Origin of the sequence: Croceicoccus bisphenolivorans (genome assembly GCF_001634625.1) — a bacterium.
Taxonomy (GTDB): Bacteria; Pseudomonadota; Alphaproteobacteria; order Sphingomonadales; family Sphingomonadaceae; genus Croceicoccus; species Croceicoccus bisphenolivorans.
Genome location: NZ_LRSE01000010.1, coordinates 36,340 through 57,925, shown reverse-complemented (window position 1 = coordinate 57,925; position 21,586 = coordinate 36,340). Strand labels below are relative to the sequence as shown.

18 protein-coding genes are annotated in these 21,586 nt (G+C 62.5%); 9 read left to right on the top strand and 9 right to left on the bottom strand.

The window, feature by feature from the left end; genetic code table 11:
* Genes A7A77_RS11840 through A7A77_RS11830 form a run of 3 tightly spaced genes read left to right on the top strand, consistent with a single transcriptional unit; the run spans window position 1 to window position 3,612 of the window.
* Window positions 1-1,230 (top strand): WcaI family glycosyltransferase, encoded by a 1,230-nt coding sequence (locus A7A77_RS11840; protein WP_066558273.1) that lies wholly within the window; start codon window positions 1-3, stop codon window positions 1,228-1,230.
* Window positions 1,220-2,242, top strand: coding sequence for a hypothetical protein (locus A7A77_RS11835; protein ID WP_066558270.1), 1,023 nt, complete (start codon window positions 1,220-1,222; stop codon window positions 2,240-2,242). The genes A7A77_RS11840 and A7A77_RS11835 overlap by 11 nt, the downstream gene beginning before the upstream one ends.
* Window positions 2,239-3,612 carry a lipopolysaccharide biosynthesis protein gene (locus A7A77_RS11830; protein ID WP_066558268.1) on the top strand — a complete coding sequence of 458 codons (1,374 nt, stop codon included), beginning with the start codon at window positions 2,239-2,241 and terminating at the stop codon, window positions 3,610-3,612. Before A7A77_RS11835 ends, A7A77_RS11830 begins: the two co-directional genes overlap by 4 nt.
* On the opposite strand, the gene A7A77_RS11825 is transcribed toward A7A77_RS11830, so the two are convergent.
* Window positions 3,609-4,859: a glycosyltransferase family 4 protein gene (locus tag A7A77_RS11825; RefSeq protein WP_066558266.1), complete on the bottom strand. Its 1,251-nt coding sequence runs from the start codon at window positions 4,857-4,859 to the stop codon at window positions 3,609-3,611. The genes A7A77_RS11830 and A7A77_RS11825 overlap by 4 nt on opposite strands.
* A gap of 186 nt (window positions 4,860-5,045) precedes the next feature.
* On the opposite strand from A7A77_RS11825, the gene A7A77_RS11820 reads away from it, so the two are divergent.
* Together A7A77_RS11820 and A7A77_RS11815 are read left to right on the top strand one after the other, a co-directional pair.
* Complete coding sequence (locus tag A7A77_RS11820) at window positions 5,046-5,516, top strand: hypothetical protein (RefSeq protein ID WP_156500541.1); 471 nt, start codon at window positions 5,046-5,048, stop codon at window positions 5,514-5,516.
* Window positions 5,513-7,762: a hypothetical protein gene (locus A7A77_RS11815; RefSeq protein ID WP_066558261.1), complete on the top strand. Its 2,250-nt coding sequence runs from the start codon at window positions 5,513-5,515 to the stop codon at window positions 7,760-7,762. Before A7A77_RS11820 ends, A7A77_RS11815 begins: the two co-directional genes overlap by 4 nt.
* Before the next feature lie 39 nt (window positions 7,763-7,801).
* On the opposite strand, the gene A7A77_RS11810 is transcribed toward A7A77_RS11815, so the two are convergent.
* Complete coding sequence (locus A7A77_RS11810; protein ID WP_172799900.1) at window positions 7,802-8,902, bottom strand: glycosyltransferase family 4 protein; 1,101 nt, start codon at window positions 8,900-8,902, stop codon at window positions 7,802-7,804.
* Between the two features lie 117 nt (window positions 8,903-9,019).
* Between A7A77_RS11810 and A7A77_RS11805 the strand changes: the two genes are divergently transcribed.
* The 4 genes from A7A77_RS11805 to A7A77_RS11790 are packed head-to-tail and all read left to right on the top strand — an operon-like array spanning window position 9,020 to window position 13,035.
* The gene (locus tag A7A77_RS11805; protein WP_066558254.1) at window positions 9,020-9,916 is read left to right on the top strand and encodes a sulfotransferase family protein; all 897 of its coding nucleotides are present in this window, start codon (window positions 9,020-9,022) and stop codon (window positions 9,914-9,916) included.
* A complete protein-coding gene (locus A7A77_RS11800; RefSeq protein WP_066558251.1) occupies window positions 9,907-11,340 on the top strand; it encodes an O-antigen polymerase in 1,434 nt (477 codons plus the stop codon). The genes A7A77_RS11805 and A7A77_RS11800 overlap by 10 nt, the downstream gene beginning before the upstream one ends.
* On the top strand, window positions 11,333-12,472 hold the full coding sequence (locus A7A77_RS11795; protein ID WP_066558249.1) for a glycosyltransferase: 1,140 nt from the start codon (window positions 11,333-11,335) through the stop codon (window positions 12,470-12,472). The genes A7A77_RS11800 and A7A77_RS11795 overlap by 8 nt, the downstream gene beginning before the upstream one ends.
* Window positions 12,469-13,035 (top strand): LbetaH domain-containing protein, encoded by a 567-nt coding sequence (locus A7A77_RS11790; protein WP_066558246.1) that lies wholly within the window; start codon window positions 12,469-12,471, stop codon window positions 13,033-13,035. Before A7A77_RS11795 ends, A7A77_RS11790 begins: the two co-directional genes overlap by 4 nt.
* On the opposite strand, the gene A7A77_RS11785 is transcribed toward A7A77_RS11790, so the two are convergent.
* The 7 genes from A7A77_RS11785 to holA form a co-directional block, all read right to left on the bottom strand.
* Window positions 13,025-14,173, bottom strand: a complete 1,149-nt coding sequence (locus A7A77_RS11785; protein ID WP_066558244.1) for a hypothetical protein — start codon at window positions 14,171-14,173, stop codon at window positions 13,025-13,027. The two genes, A7A77_RS11790 and A7A77_RS11785, sit on opposite strands and share 11 nt — an antisense overlap.
* On the bottom strand, window positions 14,160-16,364 hold the full coding sequence (locus A7A77_RS11780) for a GumC family protein (protein WP_082836088.1): 2,205 nt from the start codon (window positions 16,362-16,364) through the stop codon (window positions 14,160-14,162). The genes A7A77_RS11785 and A7A77_RS11780 overlap by 14 nt, the downstream gene beginning before the upstream one ends.
* A gap of 31 nt (window positions 16,365-16,395) precedes the next feature.
* Window positions 16,396-17,088: a polysaccharide biosynthesis/export family protein gene (locus A7A77_RS11775; protein ID WP_066558241.1), complete on the bottom strand. Its 693-nt coding sequence runs from the start codon at window positions 17,086-17,088 to the stop codon at window positions 16,396-16,398.
* Window positions 17,085-18,434: an O-antigen ligase family protein gene (locus A7A77_RS11770; protein WP_082836087.1), complete on the bottom strand. Its 1,350-nt coding sequence runs from the start codon at window positions 18,432-18,434 to the stop codon at window positions 17,085-17,087. Before A7A77_RS11770 ends, A7A77_RS11775 begins: the two co-directional genes overlap by 4 nt.
* A gap of 98 nt (window positions 18,435-18,532) precedes the next feature.
* Window positions 18,533-18,808, bottom strand: a complete 276-nt coding sequence (locus A7A77_RS11765; RefSeq protein ID WP_066558234.1) for a hypothetical protein — start codon at window positions 18,806-18,808, stop codon at window positions 18,533-18,535.
* Window positions 18,809-18,930: 122 nt separating this feature from the next.
* Window positions 18,931-20,388 carry a sugar transferase gene (locus A7A77_RS11760; protein WP_245638463.1) on the bottom strand — a complete coding sequence of 486 codons (1,458 nt, stop codon included), beginning with the start codon at window positions 20,386-20,388 and terminating at the stop codon, window positions 18,931-18,933.
* Window positions 20,389-20,531: 143 nt separating this feature from the next.
* Window positions 20,532-21,584: a DNA polymerase III subunit delta gene (holA, locus tag A7A77_RS11755; RefSeq protein ID WP_066558227.1), complete on the bottom strand. Its 1,053-nt coding sequence runs from the start codon at window positions 21,582-21,584 to the stop codon at window positions 20,532-20,534.
* Window positions 21,585-21,586: the final 2 nt, after the last annotated feature.

The window sequence follows — 21,586 nt, the reverse complement described above, 5'->3', positions numbered from 1 at the left end:
ATGCAAATCCTGATCGTCGGTCTCAACTACGCGCCAGAGCCTATTGGCATCGGGCCCTACACCACCGGCCTTGCCGAAGGGCTGGTCGCGCGTGGCCATACGGTTCAGGTCATCGCCGGACTACCTTATTACCCGCAGTGGCAACCTTATGACGGCCAGCCTCGCAAAGGCTACGTCGCGCGGGAAAACGGCGTTACGGTAACCCGCGTCCGGCACTATATCCCGGCCCGGCCCAGCGGACCGCGCCGCATTCTGCACCATTTGAGCTTTGCCCTGTCCGCGCGAGGCCCGGCGATGCGCGCGGCCCGCGGCGGGATCGATGCGGTCATCGCCATCGCGCCCTCACTCCTGTCGGTACCCGTCGCTCGTGCCGCGGCGCGGTTGGCTGGGGCCCCCCTGTGGGTCCACGTACAGGATTTCGAAGCCGAAGCCGCCGTCGCGACCGGCATGCTTCGCGCCGGGTCCGCCCCGGCCCGCCTTGCCCTGAACCTGGAACGCGACTGCCTTATCTCTGCCGCGAAAGTTTCCACCATCAGCCCGCAAATGCGGTCTAGGCTGCATGAAAAGGGCATTGCCAAAGGCCGCGTCGTCGAAATGCGAAACTGGTTCGATCCCACTCTCGATTTTGCGAATGCGGACGTGGAAGGCCTGCGTGCCCGATGGGGACTAACGGGCCGCACCGTCGCGCTCTATTCCGGCAATATCGCCAACAAGCAGGGGCTGGACATCGTCATCGAAGCCGCCCGCGCAATTCGTGCCCGGTCCGATATCGCCTTCGTGATCTGTGGCGAAGGGCCGAACCGGGCAACGCTCCAATCACTGGCGCAAGGGCTGGATAACGTGCAGTTCCGGGATCTCCAGCCGCGCGGCAGCCTTGCGGCCATGTTGGCTCTGGCCGACATCCATCTCTTGCCGCAACTGGCCGGCGCGGCAGACCTCGTGTTGCCGTCAAAGTTGACCAACATGCTCGCATCCGGCCGCCCGATGGTTGCCACCGCCGCAGCGGGAACGGGCCTTTTCGATGAAGTCGAAGGGTGTGGCCTGAACGTAGAACCGGGCAACGCCGCGGCGCTGGCCGATGCGATCTGCGCCCTTGCAAACGATCCTGCGCTTCGGCAATCGCTGGGCGATGCCGCAAGACGACGCGCCGCCAAGCGCTGGTCTTATCAAAGCATAATCGACACGGCCGAAGCGACATTAACCGAAATCGGAACCCACGATGTGGCTTGAGACCCCTGTTCCCGTCAACTTCGTATGCACCAGCCCGTTCGATGTGGACAAGGCCATGGCCGCACCCGACATCGATGCCCTGATCGCCAGCGATTTCGATGTGCGGATGCAGTTTTCAGGTGCAGTAGGCGCGGACATCAACATGATCGCGCTGACCTATTTCTATCTGCGAGAGGCCGGCTACGAAGGGATGGAGCTGTCGACCCGTCCCCGCGCCGGTGCGATCAACGTGATCCATACATGCGATCTCGACATCCTCGGCGCGGACGCTTCGCGTTTCGATGTATCGGTAAGAGGCGATTTCCCGCATCGCTGGCACGCGCAGTGCGAAATCGTCCAGAACCGCTGGCAGCAGGGCGCGAACGCCGAAACCATCTGGCTCTGGCCGCAGTCCGGCATCATCCCGCGCGCCGCGCCGGCCGGACGGATGAAGCGCATCGGATACCTGGGCCAGCTCTCACGAAACCTTGTCTGGGACGAGCAGCGATGGCGCGAATTTCTTGCCCCGCTGGGGGTGGAATTCTGCGCCTATCCGCCAGACCGCTGGCACGATTACTCGAACCTCGACGCCGTGATCGCGATCCGCACGTTCGGTGAGCACAAGTGGCGCGGCAAGCCGCCCAGCAAGCTGGTCAATGCGTGGATCGGCAGAGTACCGTGCATCGCCGGGTCAGACAGCGCCTTTTTGCAGATCGGCACGCCCGGCATCGATTTCCTGCGCGCAACCACGCCCGAAGGAATTCGCGATGCCGTTGCCCGACTTGTGCAGGAACCGGGCCTTGCGGAACGCATTATCGCGGCTGGCAATGTGCACCTGCCGTCGTTCAGCCGCGAAGCGATCATGAAAACATGGGTCGATTTCCTGCAAGGTACTGTTGCCGATCGATACGATCGCTTTGCCTCTCATCCGCATGAAGAGGCATCTCGCACCCGGATTCTCTGGACCGGGGACCGGGTGTGGACGCGCGGCAAGCGGATTGCCCGCAAGACATTGAACGCAATCCAGCGATGAGCCGGTCGGGCCTGGACCGGGGTCGATTGCTGCGCGGCATCGCGGCAAACATGTTCACATTCGTGACCCGCATCGGCGTGCAGGTCATCACGATGCCGCTGCTGTTTGCGTTCTGGACGACGCCACAGGTGGGCGTCTGGCTGATGCTGCAGGCCCTGCCCGCATACCTGTCGTTGACCGCGGGCGGGTTCGGCGCGGCAGGCGGCAACGCAGCCATCGCCGCGCACGAGGCAGGCGATACCGAGGAAGCGAAAGCCCTCTTCGTATCGACATGGGTTGCCGTGACCCTGACCAACCTGCTGCTGATCGCGGCTTTCTTCGTTTCCAGCGGCCTTGTGCTTGACGAAGGCATGATCCTCGCGTCCGGGATCGCAGGCGACCAGATACTGGCTGCCATCGGCTGGCTATGCGTTTTCGTATTTCTGACCGTGCAGACATCGGCGATCGATGTCGCCTTCAGATATGCCGGGCGCTATCCGCTATCGATGACGATAAAGGGCGTGCAGACCATTGGCGAGATTGCGGCAACCGCGATCGTCGTGGCGACCAGCCAGCGCCTGTCCGACCTGCCCATGGCCCTGGCGCTTGTCCGCGCGGCGACGTTTTTCATTTCGCTTGTCATCGCGCGAAATGTCGCCGGCGAACTGTTCGGCGGCGTCGGCCCGAAACGGATCTGGGCGACGGTGAAAAGGATCGGACGTCCCTCGATCGCGTTCATGGCCGCACCGCTCGTCTTCGGATTCAACATTCAGGGATACACCCTCTTGGTCGGCGCCTTTTTCGGGCCGGTCGTGGTGGCAACCTTCGTCGCGATCCGCACGCTGGCCCGCTTGATCGACATGGCGACGAATTTCGTGTTCCAACTCGCCTTTTTCGAGATGGCGCATTTGCAGTCGGCCGGGCTAGAGCTGCAACGCCGCATCTTTGCCAGCCTGACGCTTGGCATGGTCGTCATCGTCGTCGGCTACTTCGCTGGGTTTCTGGCACTTGGACCTTGGGCGCAACACATCTGGACCCATGGCGAAACGGAATTCTCTTACCCGATCGCCATCGTGCTGGCCTTGGCCGGATCGGTCCGTTCGCTCACTCTGCCGGCGGCTGCGGTGCTCAGCGCGGCAAACCGGAACGCGGCGTTCATGGCCAGCTATCTGGTTATCTCCGCCTTGGCATTCGGCGGCGCATTCCTTTTGACGCAGGCCGGCATGCCACTGCACATCATCTTGCTGCCGCTTGTCGTAGCCGAACTCGGCCAGGCGATCCCCGCAATACGGATGACCCTGATGCGCCTGTCCTATCGCCCGACGGCGCTCCTTCGCGACGTCCTGTCGATCCGGACCCGCCTCAGGGATTTTGCGGTCCTGCGCGGTTAATCCACTTCAATATCATCAAGCAGCGCCTCGATATTGGTGCGATAACGGGCAAAGCTATAGGCGCGCGCTTCCCCTTGGGCCGCTTGGCGCATGGCATCCAGCCGATCACGATCGGCGATTACGCTGCGCATGGCGTTTACCAGCAGATCGGTGTCCGGACGGTCCATCACGATGCCGCTATCCCTACTTGCCCCGTTACCTGCCGCGTGCGTCTGGATCAGCGCCAGACCCGAGGCGAGCGATTCCAGCAAGGCCAGCGACGATCCCTCGAAATAACTGGGAAAGACGAGTGCATGGTGTTCGGCCATGATCGCCGGGATCGAGGCACGCGGCACGCTGGACCTGTAATCGACGCGGTCTGCGAACCGGGCAAAAACGCCACGGTCGATGTGCATCGGCCCGACGATTGTCAGTCTGGCCTCGTTTTCAGGCAACTGGGTGATGGCTTCCAAGACGTGATGGATGCCCTTGCGCATGCCAACCTGTCCAACGAACAGGAACCGCACCGGCCCCGATCGATCCACGGACGAAGGGGCAGACTGCGCGCCGAACAGGCGTTCGTCATAGCAATAGGGCAAGACCCGCGTCTTCGCTTCCAATCCCGGAACCGGGGAATGGGCGGGCAGGCTTTGCGCGCAATGCTGACTGCCGCAAACGATAACGTCGGCCAGTTCGTATTCACGATCGTCACGGGCAATCTTTGCCGCGTCCATCGGTTTGGGCAGTTCGACGAACCAATCACCGTATTGGTCAGTCAACCGTGGCAAAACGGCGTTCCATGCGCGCCAATCGGCAATCGTGCGATCCAGAATACAGGTGCGGCCATGCCGCTTCGCAAGTTCGAACGCCTCCAGCGAACTCGAATTGAAGCCCCAGAGATGAAATGGCTGGGCCGAGCGGATATCGCGCGACAGGTACTGCACGAAACGGCGATTGCCCGCCCGATCCAGTTGGCGGGCCAATGCGGGAAAGCCGGCGCGCGACGCGATCCGCTCTGCCCACTCGTGCATGCCTGCGGTCCGCACCCGTGCAGGATCCAGTCCGCCGTGCGCCAATCGTTGGAACTCGGCGTGAAGCGCACGCCCCTGCCGGCCCGGCAAAATCCGTTCCAGTCGATAAGGCCAATGTTCGGGGCGATAGAACAGGCTGGTCATCAGGAACGCCAGCCGGTCCAGCTGTTGCAGCGCGAAAGCGGTCTGCCAGCTGTGCTGTGTGCCGGGATGAAATACGGCGACGGGCGGTCGCATCGGCAAATTCATGCTCCAAGAGTCAAAACGGCGGCGATGGCCACATTGCCGTCAGGGACACACCATTTCACGGCCTACCTGACCGCGCGCAAGGGCGTCATGGAAAACTTTTTATTTTCCTACAGTTGGCTGCGTGCATAATGAACCCGGGTTTCTCGAAACAAAACGCGAATCGAAGGAACCCGTATGCCTCAGAACCCACCCCCCATCTCGCTTCCATCCGGCTATGCCCCAGCCTTTGCCATGGGTATGGCCGACGCGAATGGTGACTTTGCCACCGTGTCTGCCGCCAGCCCCCTGCCTGTAACGGTTCTTGGGGGTTCTGTCGGCGGCGGTGGATCCGGTGCCGACCCGGTCACGGTACCCGATCCGCTGGAAGGAACCGCAACCGGCATTGCCGACGCCGGTCCGTTCGATGCGATTACCGGACGCGGCATCGTCCTCACCCTTTCGGGCGACTGGACCGGTACCGTATCGGTTCTGCGCTCCGTCGATGGTGGGGTGACGCGGTTTCCGCTCACGCTGGCCGGTTCGGCATGGGCGGTGTTTTCCGCCAATGCCAATGAAACTGTGTGGGTCGAAACAGAGGAAGGCGCAGCCTTCTATCTCGACTTTGCCCTTGCCAGCGGCGCCGTCACCTATCGGGTGGCGCAATGAGCGGGGTGGACATTCTCGCACGCGGGCTGGCCGCGCGGGCCGACCTTGGCAATGCCGCGCCGCTGTCTGCCATGCGTCAGCGTGCGCTTCCTGCCAATCTCGGCCAGTTCGAAACCAGCGGCTATCAGGCACCCGGCAAAGGCGCGGCCCGCTATGTCTGCGACGCGCTTTGCAATGCGGCTATGGCGGACGCCCACCCGCTGGCCTGCCACGTCAACGCCGATGGCCGCGTATTCCGCCTTGCCCCGACGAACGGGGTTCTGGAGCCGGAGATGTTCGGCGCGCCCGGCGGTCGTGGCGCCAATAGCCAGCCTGCCATCCAGGCCATGTTCCAGTACGGCGCTGCGGTCGGCCTGACCCGCTATGCCTTCGCCCAGCGCGAGTACGAACTGTGGGCGACAGAGCGCGCGACTGCGGCGAACCAGGGCGCCGCCCGCGATGGCCATCCGATCGCGATCACGGCCACTGCGTCGCTCTTCAGCCTGACGGGGCGCACCGCGCTGTACTTCGTCGGTCAGGATGGCGCCAATGGCAACGACACCTGGCAGCTTGTCGATACGTCTCCCTCCGATCCCACGCCCAAGGTCTGGCGCGGAGGCGGCATAAAGCTGTTCGGCGACGCAGGCCACGGTGCCCGTCCCGAAGGTGGCTGGCAGATCGAAACGTTCCACATGAAAGGCATGGACCTGATCGGGGACCGTGTTCGCGATACCGAGGAAGGCCCGGTCTGGAAGGCTATCGACATCGATACCGGCAAGGGTTGGGATACCAGCGACAAGGGACTGGCTATTCAGGACAGCCGGGCCGGCACGATCTGGCTGGAAGACTGCACCATAACCGGGTTCAAGGGCGAAAGTTACTACATCGGTGGCACCGGGCCGGATGAGCAGAAGCTGGTCGGTTGCCATCTGTCGGGCTCGAACGGCAGCTGTTTCAATCCCGGGGGGCGCTATGGCTGGTCGTTCATCGACGGTTCCATCGGTGACAGCTGGCAGGCGATCGAGGGCTTTGGCGGCGAACAGGCCCCCGGAACGCTGGTGGCGGATACCGAAATATACGATTGCTCACAGCTCGGCCTGCAGGGGTATAGCGGCGGCGCTGCGATCTTCTTCGGCAATCCCTATTCGGTATTGAAGCGTTGGCGCGATCCGGACGCGGCGATCCCTTGGCTGACGTTCCGCAATGTTCGCATCACTAGTGTCCCTTCGGTCATCCTGGGCGGCGGACAGATTCGCGGCGACCTTGAACTGATCGACTCAGGGCTCATCCTGCAAGGCAATGATCCGCAATACGGCGGCATGGCCGACATCGACCTGCGGATCGAATACGTGGTCGACAGAGTCGTGGCCGAGCCGCCGTTGCTGATCGGTGTGGATTCGCTGACGAAGCAGATCACCGGCGGCGACACTGACGAATTCGTTCCGCCTGCCAGCAACATCAACGTGACGGTTCGCTGCACGCGAACAGAGCTTGCCCGGCTTCAGGGCCGCTCTGCGCCGGCAGTCCTGCGTTGGCGGGGATATTTCGATGCCCCATCCTGCACGATATGGTGGAGCGGCAATGGTGCCTCGACCGGGGTGATTTGCCAGGACGGTACGCCAAAGTCGTTTCCCCTGATCGCACAAGCTGGCATTTTCGCCACACCCAACTTCGGCGGGCGATCCTATGGCGGCACAACCCAGCACCTGCACGGAGGAGGCAAACTGTCACCGGTAAGTGACCGGATCAGCCTGAACAACAATCAGGAGGGCTCGTTCGACGTTACGCTGGACGCCTGGATCAGCAACAATCCCGACAACGGATATGTAGACGGGCAGGAAGTGTTCATCGCGAAGCATTCGTCGACAGGTGTCTTCCGCTTTCCCAAGAACGGCACGGGTCTGCGCCTTGCGAAGGATCGCCTCCTGTCGGACGTGCACGACTACATCCGCCTGCGCTATTCGCGCCAGCAGGGGCGGTGGGACGAGATGGAATATCACGCGGCCAACAGTACCGACCTGACGGCCTCGGCAACGATCGCCGTTCCCGAACTTGTCGCTGGCGACATCTTCGAGGCGACCGTTACCGCAACCGGCGCGGCTTGGGGTGATTTCTGGCAAGTTTCGCCCACGTCCGATCCGGGTGGGCGGACCCTTTCGTGGCGTCAGACCGGTGCCGATACCGTAAGCGTGGCGGTGGTGAACTCCACCGGCGCGACAATTGCGGCAGGGAACCTTGGCATCGCGGCCAGGGTTTCGCGCGGGTGATGCGTCGGCGGCCCGTTCGGCATTGTGCCGGGCGGGCCGTCAGCTTTCCAAAAGCCGGGCAACCCCCGCCACGAAATGGCGCACATCGCCCCGCTCGGCACTTGCCAGTGCACGCCGCGACATAAGTGCGTGACGCTCCTCGCTCTCTGCAACGAATGACATGGCCATTGCGATCTGCATTTCGTCGTCCGGATCGATCAACACGCCGTTGCCCAGATTTTCGACCAGCACATCGGCCGCGCCGGCCCGCGTCGACACCAGGGCCGGAAGCCCGAGTGCCAGAGCCTCGTTAACGACAAGGCCGAACTGCTCCTCCACGCTGGGCAGGATCAGCGCCAGGGCGTTCCGCATCTTGCCGGACACAGCGGGACTTTGCAGCGCTCCCTCGAAAATCACCCGATCTTCCACGCCCAGTTCTGCGGCGTGTGTGCGCAGGGTCGCGTCTAGCGGACCTTCGCCCACGATGCGCAGTCGGCGCAAGGCGACGTGTGGGTCCGTGCATCGCGCAAGGGCACCAATCGCGGCGGCAATGTTCTTTTTCTCAACCAGCCTCGCGACGATCAGGAAATCGCGATCCACGAACGGTAGCGTCGCGCCCATTTGCGCCTGCGCCGCCATGCGTTCGATATCGATCGTATCGTAACCCAGCGCGATCCGACTGGCATCGACACCGAGGAACCGCAGATAGTCACGCGACCGCTCCGTGGCGGTCAACGCGCCGCAATAGGGGGCCATCAGGGCGCGCTTGCCGATTTCGCGCACCATGATCCGGGCGTAGTCGTCGAACTTTGAATCGAACATCGCGTAACAGCGCACACCCGCAATGCGAAGACGCATCACCGCCATCGCGATGGCCGGTCGCTCATAGTGGCAAAGGAACACGTCCCTCGCGCCCGATTGGCGTATGACGCGAACGAGCCGGGACGCGAGCGCGCGGTGACCAACCCGCTCTTCGTCGTCGCAAAGCGTTGCGATGCGCAGCCCATCGCATTCCTCTGCCACCCTGTCCCAACCATAGATTTCGCTGGACGGTTTGAATTCCACGCCCAGCACGTCGTAACCGGCGTTGGCCATCGCGCGCAGACGGTCGAGATGCATCGGTCCGAAATTTTCCCAGACGAAGACGATAGTTCTGCGCAAGATGGGTTTGCCGCCTGTCTAGCAATTGCGTTTCATCGTCATGGCCGCCGATCCGGGGCTTGTCGATGTCGATGTGCGCTTCTATCAAACCAATTGCAGTCTCGACTAGGACGTTTGATGGGCTCTTTCCGCTGGTATTACAACAGGATAAAGTCCTATGTCGGCAGGCCCCGGCTGATCGTTCAGGAAAAGCCCGTTCTGGTCGACGAAAGCGTTCGCTGCGATCATCCGCTTTTTCTGCTGGGTGCCCATCGTTCGGGAACGTCACTGGTACGCCGGATGATCAATTCGCACCCTGACATCGCCTGCCCGCCGGAAACCTTCTACATCGCGCGCTATGTCGAGATGATGCAGGATGAAGAGACGGCGGCCGGATACGAAGGGTTCGGTTTCGGCGCGGCGGAAATGCGCAACGATCTGGCACGCAAGGCTTCTTCGTTGCACGAGGCATTCCGGCTTTCGCAGGGCAAGGCGATTTGGGCCGATAAAACGCCGCAGTATCTGCAAATCGCGGAGGAGATCGATCGGCTGTTCGATGCCCGTCCGCGCTACATCCTGATTTCCCGCCATCCACTCGATATCGCGCATTCGATCTGGAAGCGCGGATGGAAGTTCGTCGACATCGATGATCCTTTCGAGGCCGCATTGATCTATGCCCGGCAATGTGCGGGCAAGCTGGATGCATTTGCCGCATCGCACCCGGATCGCTGCGGGCGGCTGCACTACGCAGAGCTTTGCGCATACCCCGAAGCGGCCTTGACGAAGGCGATGGAAGCGGTGGGCCTGTCCTATCACCCCGAGATGCTGAAATTCGGCGAAAAACAGCATAATTTCGGGCTTGAGGATCCGGTGATCCGCGGCAAGAAATCTGTCGAGGCAAGCGCGGGCGCATGGCAGGGCTGGAATGCAGGGGGAAAACGCAGAGCGACCGAAATTTTCGGCGAGGCGGTGCTCGATCCCGCCTATATCCCCGATAGCACAGCGATGCCCCCGATGGCGGCGGCATGGGCATGACGTTCTACGATGCCTTGCTGGCTTTCAACGCCATTCTGTTTGTCGCGGTCGCCGTCTGGTACGCCCGGCATCCAGCGGCTTCTGCGTTCCATCCGGGCAGCTTTTTCCTGCTCTTCTACGGTTTCGTTTTCATGTTCCGTCCGATCGTCGCCCGGATGGGAGGCTTTACCCGCATCTACCAGATCTACGAATTCAACCCATCGCCCGCCGACAAGGTGAACGCGATCGCTGCATGCATGTTGGGGCTGGTCACGTTCATGGCCGTGGTGATGCGGTTCGGGAACGAGGTTATCCAGGAAGGGTCGCCGGAACGCTACCGCGCCCAGATGCGGGCCATACTGGTCCCGTTCGTGGCGATGATGGTCCTGCTGGTGCCGATCGGCCTCTATGCCACCATGCAGATCTGGCAGACCCAGGCGTTCGACGAAGACACAATGGTCATGGCCGCCAATGGCATTTCGGTGAATACCGAGGGCATCGGCTACATGCGGGAAATTCCGCTGGTTCTGGCCACGATTTCGGCCATGTTCGCCTGGGTATTCCGATTCCGCCTCTGGGCTTTCGCCCCATTTTTCATGTTTTTCATTCTTCGCGCGGGAACCGGCGGGCGTCAGTCATTCGTGTTCGCCGCCGCCGTGTTGATCCTGTTCTGGTTGTTCGAAACCCGAAAGAAATGGCCTACTGCGGCGATGGTGAGCGTCGGCCTGATTATCGCCGCGGGCTTCATCATGGTGGGCAAGGATCGCGGCGCAGGCATCCGGGAAATGTTCGTCGGCAGGCAGGCCGAAGCTGCCTATCATCAGGGGTTCAAGACCGACAATCCTCTCGATCACATGGACTTCGGCAACCTCGAATTTCTTGAATACGTTGTCTGGGCAGTGCCGCGCCATTCGGGAACCCACGATTATTTCATCGAACAGCTTCAGGTTTTCACCGAACCGATTCCTCGACGCCTCTGGCCCGGCAAGCCGGTCGGCCCTCCGATCCGGATGATCAACCTGTGGGAATATGGTCAGCCGATCGGCATCACGTTCTCTATCATCGGCGTTGGCTGGTATGGCCTCGGCTTCCTCGGCGTCATCATAAACTGCGCGTTCTACGGCTTCGTCTATGGACGTTTGTATCGATGGTTCGCGCGGTCTCGACGGGACGTCTGGGTCGTGGGGATTTACTGTACCGTCCTGGGTACGGCGATCATCACGTTCCGCGACGGCTCGATTGCCTCTTTCGTCAAACAGGTCGCCTTCTATGTCATGCCACTGGCCCTGACATGGCTGATCGCACGCGCGCTTGGCGTCCACCGGATCTTTGCGCGCGGGGATGGATCCGGCGATGCGTTCGCGCCCGATCCTATCGACCATACGGAAACGCCTGCGGCTCGCCGGCGCAGGCTGGCCGCGTCCATGCCGCAAGGTCATGGCTGAACGACGCAGGATCGGATTGCTGACCGCGTCTGCCTCCCGGCTTGGCGGCGGCGTGGCAGAGGCCGTCGTCCAACATGCCGGGTTGATCGACAGGCTGGGCATGACCCCGGTCGTCGTTACCCTGGACGATGCGCACAGTGACGAGGCACGCGTGCGGCTCGACGGCGTCGAGCTTGCCTTGCTGCCGGTTTCCGGGCCGCGAATGATCGGGTACGCACCCGGCATGATCCGGGCATTGCTGGCCGCCCGGATCGATATCCTGCACCTGCATGGCATCTGGATGTACCCCTCTCGCGCGGCGACCGTCTGGGCGCGGCGAACGGGGCGGCCCTATGTCATCTCTCCGCACGGGATGCTCGATCGCTGGATCACCTCGCATGGGCGATCGAAGAAAGCGCTGGCCCGGGCTGGCTATGAATCGGCCAGTTGGCGTGCCGCAGATGCTTTCCATGCGCTAACCGTGAAAGAAGCAGAGGATGTCGCCCGCGAAACGGGACGGGGCGACAGCATCGTGATTGCCAACCCTGCCCCCGCCATCTCGGCGACCGGCAACGCGACCGGGTTACCGCCACCGCATGTCGTTTATCTGGGGCGCATTCACGCAAAGAAGAACTTGCTCGCGCTGATCGACGCGTGGGAGGTCGCGCAAGGCAACAAGGCTTTGCCGCGGGGGGCCTGCCTGTCCATCGCGGGCTGGGGGGACGATGCCGACGTCGCGCAATTGCAGGCGCGGCTGGCCCGATCGACGGCCGACATCGCTTTCATCGGCCCATGTTACGGCGCTGAAAAGGCGGCGCTAATCGCATCGGCTCGTTTCACGGTCCTGCCTTCGCACAGCGAGGGGCTGCCAATGGCCATCCTCGAATCTTGGGCCGCCGGCGTGCCCACGATCATGAGCGAGGAATGCAATCTGCCAGAAGGATTCGCGGCTGGCGCAGCGTTGGACAGCCGGTTCGACGCACAGAGCATCGCGAATGCCCTAACGAAGGCGCTGGCCATGCCACTGGAGAGTTGGCAATCGATGCGCGCCGCCGCGATCGCGCTGACTTCCGGCCCGTTTTCGAGCGAAGCGATAGCGTGCAAATGGCGAATGTTTTACGATGGCCTGCTGGCAAACGGGGACAGGCTATGACTAAAGTGCTCGATGCCGCAAAGGCAAAACCGATGGAGGGCGGAGCCAGCTTTTCGCTGGGAAATCGGCTCTTCCGCGTAGTTTGGGGCTTGGCGTGGCTGATACTGGCCCGCTTTACACCACCCCCGCTGCATGGCTGGCGCCGCCTGGTCCTTCGTGCATTTGGCGCACGGGTCGGCAGGGGTGCAAGGGTCCACGCCAGCGTGCGAATCTGGCATCCGGGCAAACTTGAACTTGGCGATCAATGCCTGATCGGACCGGGCGCGATCCTGTATAATCAGGGCCGCATCGCGATCGGCCCCCGTGCCATCGTGTCGCAACGTGCGCACATCTGCGCCAGCACGCATGACGTGCGCGACTCCAATTTTCAGCTGATTCTCCGGCCGGTTCGGATCGGGGCTGGGTGCTGGATCGCGGCAGAAGCGTTTGTGGGACCGGGTGTATCGATGGAGGACGGGTCCGTGCTCGCCGCGCGCGGGGCTTTGTTCGGCAATGCAGAGGCAGATACGATCTATCGCGGCAACCCGGCCAGCAAAGTTCGCAGCCGGGGCCTCAGGGGTTGATGACCTCGATCTTCTGAATGGAAACCGGCCCGGCGCCGGGTGTTAGCCATATCGAAAGGGTCTGGACCGAGCAGTCGGGTATCGCGACCGATCGTTCGCTGCCGCCGATCTGCGGTCGGGTGGGTTGCCCACAATCCAGCGACACGCCCACTCGGTCGGTGACGCGTCCGCCCTCACTTGCGGTCCAGCGAACCGTTCTTGTGCCTGCGCCCAGCGCAACGGGTTGCTGCAAGACCGCCTTTGCCGCACGGCCGCTGTTCTGCGCAGAAACCCCGGCGCCGTCGGCCCATATTGGCGAAACGTAGACGTCGCCGCCCGTGGCAACGGTCCAGCCTGCCGGGACGCGATCCGTGCTCAACCGGTCAAAATCCGGATCGTTCAGGTCGGTGATGCGCCCGCCCCTCGGACAATGCGCGCCCCAGACCCGGTTCGCTGCATCAAACATTCCCTTGTCGATCAGCCCGAGCGTAAATCCGGTCAGGATATCACACCCGAGCGGCGCACTTTCGCGGGCCGCAAGCAGCAGCACTTCGGCCCGGCGGCGCAATGCCGCAGGCTCGATCCGGGCGTTGATGGTCAGATAGCCCGGCAACCAGTTGGGGCGCTGGCCGATGCTGTGGGCCAGCGCCATACGCCCTGCCGGATCGGCCTCAAACGCATCGCGCAATTGCACCGCCTGCGGCATGTCTGGTCGTGCACGCAGCATGGCATCCAGCCGCGCCGCGGCAAGATCCCATTCGCCGACGATCGCCGACTGTTCGGTCCAGTAAATTTGCGTCGCCATGTCGCGCCAGCCGCCCGCCGCGGCGACCCGAAATGCCGCGTCGGCAGCGGCAGGCTCTTCACGGCGAAGCAGGATCGCGCCCAACAATCCGGCGCTGGCTGAATCGATGGGCATCGCGCGCACTGCCTGCACCGCAGAAGCCGTTGCCGCGTCATCGCGCCCGAAAGCGGTGTCGATCCGCCCGCGCATCAACGCGGCATTTGCGCGAAAAGGCCCGGCGACCAATCGTTCCAGCTGCGGGGTCTTGCGCGAAAGCCGGTCTAGCCCGCTCTGCGTTGCGACGACCGCCGCAACCAGGGCCAGGCCCGCCAGCGCCCAGCGCCAACCGCCGCGGCGTGCCTCAGGCTTCGGCATGGTCCGTGCTGGAATAGCGATAGTATTCATATCCGTAGTATTCGGAATACCGGTTCGATCCCTTTTGCGGATCGAATTTGGTCAGCACCGCACCAAGGATGACCGGGTTCATTGCCCGCAGACGGCGAATGGCCGTTTTCAGCATGCCGCCGCGCGCACGATCCGATTCGATGACGAAGACCACGCCGTCCGCCAGCGCCGACAAGACCGGCGCATCGGCAAGGCCGAGGATCGGCGGACTGTCCAGGATCACGCAATCGTACCGTGCCGAAAGCTCTTCCAGCAAGGCCGCCAGGCGCGGGCCGGTCAGCAGTTCGGTCGGGCTGGGCGGAATCGGGCCGGAGGTGATGACTGCAAGATTGTCGCCAACCCCGTGCACCGTTTCCGGCGAAAGCGTATCGGCGCCGGTCAACAGGCCGGACAGGCCGTGCCTGTTGGTCAGACCGTAGCGCTTGTGCGCGGACGGTCGCCGAAGATCCGCGTCGATCAGCACAACGCGCTTGCCCATGCGGGCAAGGCCCGTGGCGATGGCTGTGCTGGTCGTTGTCTTGCCTTCGGACGGTTGCGAGCTGGTCACCAGCAGGATGCGCGGCAACCCATCAGCGGTGGAATAAAGCAACTGCCCGCGAAGCGAGTTGTACGCCTCTGAAATCGGCGACTTGGGGTCGCTGAGATCGCCGGCGGGATCGTCGCCCGTCGCTGCGGGGATTACGCCCAACAGGGGCATTTCGACCTTAGCCTCGATATCTTCGGGCACGCGGATCGCATCGTCGAGCTGTTCGCGCAGGAACACGTAGGCCGCGGCAAGAACAATGCCCGCCAAAAGCGCGACGAGCAGGTTGCTGATGAGGTTCGGCGACGTCGGCACGGAAGGAATTTCGGCCCGGTCGATGATTGCGAGGTTACTGGTTGCGATCCCGGCTGAAGCATTCAGTTCACGGAACCGCTGCAGCAGGCCGTCATAAAGCGACCGGTTGGTATCGGCCTCTCTCGCCAGCGTATTGTAGCGCACCGAGCGATCCTGTTCCGCCAGTGTATCCGCCTGCAAGGCTGCGACCTGGTTGCGCAAGTTGCTCTCGGTTTGCAGGGCCGCTTCGTAATCGGAGCGGACACCGTTGCGAATCGTGTTCGCCACCTCGGTCAACTGGCGATCCACCGCGTCCAGTTCGTTCTGCAACTGCACGATCTCGGGGTAATCGTCGAGGTATCGGCCACGCAGGGTTTCAAGGCGCGCGGCCAGTTCCGACCGCCGCTGCAGCAATTGCTGCACGGTGGGGCTGGCCTGGACCGCGCCGGACGTCAGCAGCGGCTTGGCCGATTCGATCCGCCAGCGCGATTCGGCGGCGACCCTTTGCGCACGGGCAAGGTTGGCGGCTTCGGTCAATTGCGAAAGGCTGTCGACGGTGACGCTGCTAGCGCTGCCCGATCCCTCGTCATCGCTGGTGCGAGAGCGGATCAACCCGGCTTCGCGGGCATAGGCATTCACTTCGCGCTCCGATGCCTCAAGCCTGGCCCGCGCCTCTTCCAGCTGGTCGGAAATGAATTCGCGGGCATAGGAAGAACTGTCGTAACGGCGCTGCAGGCTGGACTGAATGAATTCCTCGGCAAAGGCATTGGCGATGCGTGCGGAATAGGCCGGGTCGGTGCTGGTGAAGTTGATCTGCGCAATCCGTGTTTCGCGGGGCAGATTGCTGTTCATATTACCGCGCAGCAGGCCCACGACGATCTTTTCGCGCACATCGCGCGCGAGGTTACCCTGCGGCGGCTCCATTTCCATTGCGGCATAGAATGCCGGATCGTCATAGAGGTTCAGGCGATTTGCCACGCGTTGCGCCACGCCCCGGCTTTGCAAGATCGACAGCTGGGTATTCAGAAAGCGATCGACGTCCCACGAGGAGTTTGCAGTGCTCTGCGTTTCCAGGTCGTCGCCCAGCACACTGTCACTCTGATCGTTGATCTGCACCGTCGTGGTTGCGGTGTAGCGTGGCGTGTCGAGCATCGTCATCGCGACTGCCAGTGCAACGGAAGCCGCCAAGATCAGCGCAATGGCCACGATGTTCCGGCGCGCGACTGCCAGCGTTGTCCGGATCAATGCCCCGATCGCCAGGCCCGCGCTGTCTCCGTATGCTTCGGAGTAACGGCCTTGGGTGCGGATCAGCTGCGCTTCGTTTGCGCGAGTCAGCGTGTTCATTCGATTTCCAGGCTCTTGCAAATCAGGGCGGTCAGTAACGGACCAAGACGTTGAGCAACGGTGTGGTCTTCAGGAAATCCTGAAACATGCCACGCGCCTGCGAATAGCCGACGACAATTGAATCTCCGGGCAGGATCTGCGGGTCCGGAACACGACCGGCGCGGATCGCGGCAAGGTCGAACCTGCCACCGAACCGTTCCCCATTCACCGTGCGGAAAATCATCACTTCATCCAGTTTGGCAACGTCGGACGGACTGCGTGCCAAGGCCATCGCGGTAAGCAAGGTCGAACCCGGTGCGACTTCGTAGACGCCGGGTTGCTTCACCTCGCCTTCTACCGAAATGCTGGCCAGGGCCGGGGTGTCGATCAGGACGCTGACCCGCGGGCTGCGCAGATATGTCGCGGCCAGTTTCGATTCCACCGCCCGGGCGAAATCGTCGGCGCTCATCCCCTCTGCCCGCATGGTACCGATCAACGGCAGGGTAACGTTACCCGACTGGTCAACCAGCATCTTGCTGGCGCTGAATTCGGCTTCCTTGAAAACGTTCACGTCGATGCGGTCACCGGGCCGAAGCGTGTAGGTCGACGGGCGGGCAATCTCAGGTGTGACGGCGATCGCGGTATAGGCGGCATCGTCGGTCGGCAAATGCGATGCGACCGTTCGCTGGCACCCGGTAACGCCAAGCGCGGCGAGCGCGATCAGCGGAATATGGCGGATAATCACGTAGTAGAAACCTTTCCTCGCCCCCGCGCCCCATCAGGGGCGGTCAACATGCCCACCGCCATGGCGACAAGACATGCAAGCGACATCGAACGCAGGGGGTAGTCCACCAATGAGTGTGCTGCAACAATGGCGAGCGTACCAAGCGCAAAATACCTATGTCCGGCAGGACTTTCGCCGCTACGAAAGCTCTGGACCGCGATCCAGGCGATCAAGACCATGCCGGCAAGCAGGATGACCAGTCCCGGAGCGCCTGCTTCGATCATCCATTCCAGGTAATCGTTATGCGCACGATTGATCGTCAGCGCGCCGACCGCCTCAAGCCGCTCGTACGGGCGGATCAGTTGCGCGAATGCCCCCACACCGCCGCCGACCGGCCAATAACCCTGCATCGCGTTCCACGCATCGGGCCAGATCTGGAAACGCAGGTCGCTGGAAGCGTCGAACCGTGCAACAACGCGGCGAAAGGCGGGAACGGTCGAAATCGCAACCACTGCGACCATCGCGAGGACAACAGCCGCCCCACCCGCGATCACGAATGCCCGGCCAAGGCGCATGCGCCCCCGTTCGGACATGATGAAGCAAACGCCAAGGACCGGCAGTAGAAGCGCGATTCCCGCACGCGAACCGGTGAGAACCGCACCCAAAGCAAGTAGGGCAAGTCCCGACCAGAGCAACACCGCCCCGTGCCCGCGAATCCGGATACGGGGTGCCAAGGCCGCAAGCGCGAGCATCGCGATCAACAGCAAATCGACCGTGGCATTCCGATTGGCCTGAAATCCTATCAGCCAGCCGGAATGGGCATAGTCGTACATCGGCAATGCACGCCCCCCGCTTGCCAGTTGCGCCGCGCCAAGCGCAAGAGTCGCGAAACCACCCAGGACAACTGCGAAAAGCATCCAGTCCCGCCCCCGGCCGTGGAGCACCGAGACCATCGCCAACAGCAAAAGCGGCGGCAGAATTGCCAGCAACGAAGCGAGAGTTGCCGAGGGGACCAACGATATCGGCATCCACACGTCGGAGGCGCCGACCAGATCGAGCGCAGCTAGTTCGCCTTCACGGCCGGGCAGCGAATGCCAGATTGCGGGAGGCAGAGGTATCAGGTGCAAGACGGGCAATGCGAGCGCCAGCGCGGCAAGCCAATAAACCGCAACCGGCGGGTGTCCTTGGAACCGGCCCGGACCCAACAACCACCATATGCCGATTACCGCGGATGCGAGTTGCAGGAGAATCTCGGTCAAAGGATTCGGCGAGCCGCCGCCACCGAGGACGATCGCCGCGCCAAGCAGCAGCATCGCCGCCAATGCACCGCCCATGACCGGCTCTTTCCGGTGCGAAACGCCCCTCATGCAATCAATCCCGAATGTTTCAATTCAACCGTTCGCAGAAAAGCAAAAAGCCCCGGCTTTCGTCGAGGCTTTTCACAAATTCAGCAGTGATCGAATGATCAGCCGGGGGTCATGCCCGTATCAGCTTCGTCATCACCGTCGGCCAGGATCACGACACCGCCAATGAAAGCGGCAAGACCGATGATGCCCAGAAGGATTGCGCTGCCCTTCTTGGCAGCAACTTCGCTCGACGCGGCAGCCGGAGCAGCTGCGCGCTTCGCGTAGCTCGACTTCGGAAGCATGTTTACCGACTGGGTGTTGGCGGCATAGGCGGCACCCGAAAGGGCAAGGCTAGCGGCAGCGGCAACGCTGGTCATCATCTTGAGAGCGCGCATATGTTTCAAACTCCAGCAAATCTATTTGAACGCATTGTGTCCAAGAACGGTTGATATGTAAATCACTATTTACCGCACCTGCAAACGGAATCCGTAAGCCAAAAACCGGCAGCGATACGGCTTCAAAACGCCTTTTCGTGGATCACAACGCGCAGGGTAGCCATAAGTATCCCGATATCTTTCCAGATCGACCATCCGTCTAGATAATGCAGATCGGCCTGAAGCCGCATCACCAGATCGTTTTCCGAATCGGTCGCCCCGCGATAGCCCCGCACTTGCGCCAGCCCGGTCAGACCGGGTCTCAGCGAGTGGCGCTGCAAATACCGGTCGTCGATATCCCAGAACAGGGTCTGCCCCGCGCGCGAGGCAAGGGCATGAGGCCGTGGGCCGACAAGGCTCATATCGCCTTTCACCACGTTGAACAGCTGGGGCAGCTCGTCGATGGACGTGCGACGAACGAAGCGGCCCAGCCGGGTCAAACGCTCGTCTTCACGGCTGGCCGAGGTAACGCCCCCGGTATCTTCGCGGCTCACCTTCATCGATCGGAACTTGTAGATCGAGAATATCCGGTTGCCCCGCCCCGTCCGTTTCTGGACGAACATGGCCGGACCGCCATCTTCCATGCGAATTGCGACTGCCACGACGATGAGTAACGGAGAAATCACGATGAGCGCCGGGATGCTGATCGCAAGATCCAGCCCGCGCTTCAACGCGCGATCGCGAAGACTGAGCGGTCTGTGCGAGACCAGCAGCAGGCCATGGCCACCCGCGCTGCGCGCGCCAAGAGCGCCCAGCGCCTTGACGTCGTCGTCGATAATCTCGCCTTCGACCGAAAGCCCCTTCAGCGCCATCGCCCAAGCCCGGCGCCGCGCATTCGTGCAGGACACGATGACGCGGTCCATCGGACTCAGCCACCGGCTCAGGCGATCCAGCGCATGCGGGTCCGCAATGTCCGGCAATAGTCCGTGTTGCGCGGCACTGACGCGGTGGGCGGTGGGCAAATCTATTTCGGGGCCCTCGTCCTCGACGATCAGAACATTCTCCACCTGAGCACCACAACGCCACGAGACGACACCGCGCATCAGGTAGCGCATGCCCATCAGGGTTCCGGCGGTCGCGATGATACCGGCGGCGAAGGTCATGCGTGAGTAGAGTCCGCCAGTCTTGCTGAAAAATGCGATCAACAGAACGATGCCCGTTGCAAGGAGCAAAGCCTGGATCACCCGCCCGGCCGATTGGATGTACGATGCGAGCGCGGATACCGAATAGCAGCGGTTATACAGCGCGACCGTCAGAAAAATCGGGGCCAACAATTGCGCTTGGCGCATCGCCTCTGGCGCGTGGGGTATCCCGTTGCGAACGAAGCTGCCGATGGCGAACCCGATGGCGATAGCGACCAGATCGCCGATCATCATCATCAGGTAACACTGCAACCGGCGCTTTTCCAAAGAGCGGACAGTCTGGAAACCCGACAAGGCATGATTTGGGGCACCGACATCGCCTTCCTGCAACGGCAGAGCCTTTGTCGCAGACGGGGCTGCGGCAGAACGATTGGCCGGAACCTTGGCCTGAATGTTCATAGAAACGCGGACCGCCGTGCTGTCTTTTTAGGTATTATCCGGCAACTACGTACTTTACCGTGGTTGCGAAGCCAAGCTTTGTAACCATGCTTGCCGATCCGCCATAATGGTCGGCCCGGACCTCGGTTCCCGAAGACCGTGCTTTAGGGTGTTTGCCGACGCGGCCGCGCGGCCCGTGCGATCTCGGCGCAACCTGCCGAGAACAAGAGCGGCGCGGCCTGGCTATCGGCCAGGAGTGCGCGGTGCAGTTCGACCAGCTTTTCGCCAAGCCGCGCCAGACGCGGCCCGCTCCATCTTTGCAACTGCTGCGTCACGGCAGGCTGATCGCGAAAGAACAGGCGGCGTGATTGCACTTCGCCCGCGACAAAGCCTGCCACATCGCCGCTCGGCCCCATTCGTGCTGCGAGCTGCGCCAGTTGCGCCACGCGTCGTTCCATCGCCAGCACCGTACCGACGGGGTTCAGGTTCAACTGGTGGAACCGCGCCAGTTCGCCGGGCACTTTCGTCGCGTCGCCGGACAAGACCGCATCGACCAGCGGCATCATGCCGTCATCTTCGGTCTCTGCGGCGATGGCGTCGAGATCGGCAGCCGTCACGCTTCGCGGCGCCTGAGCGTCGGCATCGAGATAGAGCGCGAGCTTTTCCACCTCGGACGAGGCCATGCGCACATCGAGACCGACCGAAGCGGCGATCCGCTGCGCCAGTTCCGAACCCATCCGCAAGCCCGCCGCGTCCGCCATGCGGCGCACTTCCGTCGTGACCGACGAGAGATCGGGAGGATAGAACATGACGACAAGCGCATCGTCGCGCTTTTCCAGCAATTTTGCCGTGCGCGACTTGTCTGTCGCGTTGCTGGCGACAACGAGGACAGGCCAGCCGGCCGCGATCTCGGCGGGCGAACTGTCGATCAGAATCTTCAGGGCATCGTGCGCTTCATCGCCATTGGCGCGAACGAAAATATAGCGCCTGTCGCCGAAGAGCGAGGTGGAGCGGGTCTCGTCGGCCAGGCGCACGGGATCGCGCTTCAGATCGCCACCGTCGATCTCCACCTTCTCGCCGGGTTCGGGCAGCATGGCGACGATCTTTCCCGCTGCCGCATGGGCGCCGGCCTCGTCGTTTCCGCAGAAGAAGAAGATGCGGGCATCGCGGGCCGCGCCGCTGGCGAGTTTGGCAAAATTGCGCTGCGTCGCCTTCATCG

What these genes read in the sequence shown, in the direction of transcription:
- holA (WP_066558227.1), bottom strand. Translation starts at nt 21,584, where the DNA reads ATGAAGGCGACGCAGCGCAATTTTGCCAAACTCGCCAGCGGCGCGGCC.
- A7A77_RS11785 (WP_066558244.1), bottom strand. Translation starts at nt 14,173, where the DNA reads ATGCCGAAGCCTGAGGCACGCCGCGGCGGTTGGCGCTGGGCGCTGGCG.
- A7A77_RS11790 (WP_066558246.1), top strand. Translation starts at nt 12,469, where the DNA reads ATGACTAAAGTGCTCGATGCCGCAAAGGCAAAACCGATGGAGGGCGGA.
- A7A77_RS11805 (WP_066558254.1), top strand. Translation starts at nt 9,020, where the DNA reads ATGGGCTCTTTCCGCTGGTATTACAACAGGATAAAGTCCTATGTCGGC.
- A7A77_RS11835 (WP_066558270.1), top strand. Translation starts at nt 1,220, where the DNA reads ATGTGGCTTGAGACCCCTGTTCCCGTCAACTTCGTATGCACCAGCCCG.
- A7A77_RS11830 (WP_066558268.1), top strand. Translation starts at nt 2,239, where the DNA reads ATGAGCCGGTCGGGCCTGGACCGGGGTCGATTGCTGCGCGGCATCGCG.
- A7A77_RS11780 (WP_082836088.1), bottom strand. Translation starts at nt 16,364, where the DNA reads ATGAACACGCTGACTCGCGCAAACGAAGCGCAGCTGATCCGCACCCAA.
- A7A77_RS11765 (WP_066558234.1), bottom strand. Translation starts at nt 18,808, where the DNA reads ATGCGCGCTCTCAAGATGATGACCAGCGTTGCCGCTGCCGCTAGCCTT.
- A7A77_RS11815 (WP_066558261.1), top strand. Translation starts at nt 5,513, where the DNA reads ATGAGCGGGGTGGACATTCTCGCACGCGGGCTGGCCGCGCGGGCCGAC.
- A7A77_RS11760 (WP_245638463.1), bottom strand. Translation starts at nt 20,388, where the DNA reads ATGAACATTCAGGCCAAGGTTCCGGCCAATCGTTCTGCCGCAGCCCCG.
- A7A77_RS11795 (WP_066558249.1), top strand. Translation starts at nt 11,333, where the DNA reads ATGGCTGAACGACGCAGGATCGGATTGCTGACCGCGTCTGCCTCCCGG.
- A7A77_RS11840 (WP_066558273.1), top strand. Translation starts at nt 1, where the DNA reads ATGCAAATCCTGATCGTCGGTCTCAACTACGCGCCAGAGCCTATTGGC.
- A7A77_RS11800 (WP_066558251.1), top strand. Translation starts at nt 9,907, where the DNA reads ATGGGCATGACGTTCTACGATGCCTTGCTGGCTTTCAACGCCATTCTG.
- A7A77_RS11770 (WP_082836087.1), bottom strand. Translation starts at nt 18,434, where the DNA reads ATGAGGGGCGTTTCGCACCGGAAAGAGCCGGTCATGGGCGGTGCATTG.
- A7A77_RS11820 (WP_156500541.1), top strand. Translation starts at nt 5,046, where the DNA reads ATGCCTCAGAACCCACCCCCCATCTCGCTTCCATCCGGCTATGCCCCA.
- A7A77_RS11825 (WP_066558266.1), bottom strand. Translation starts at nt 4,859, where the DNA reads ATGCGACCGCCCGTCGCCGTATTTCATCCCGGCACACAGCACAGCTGG.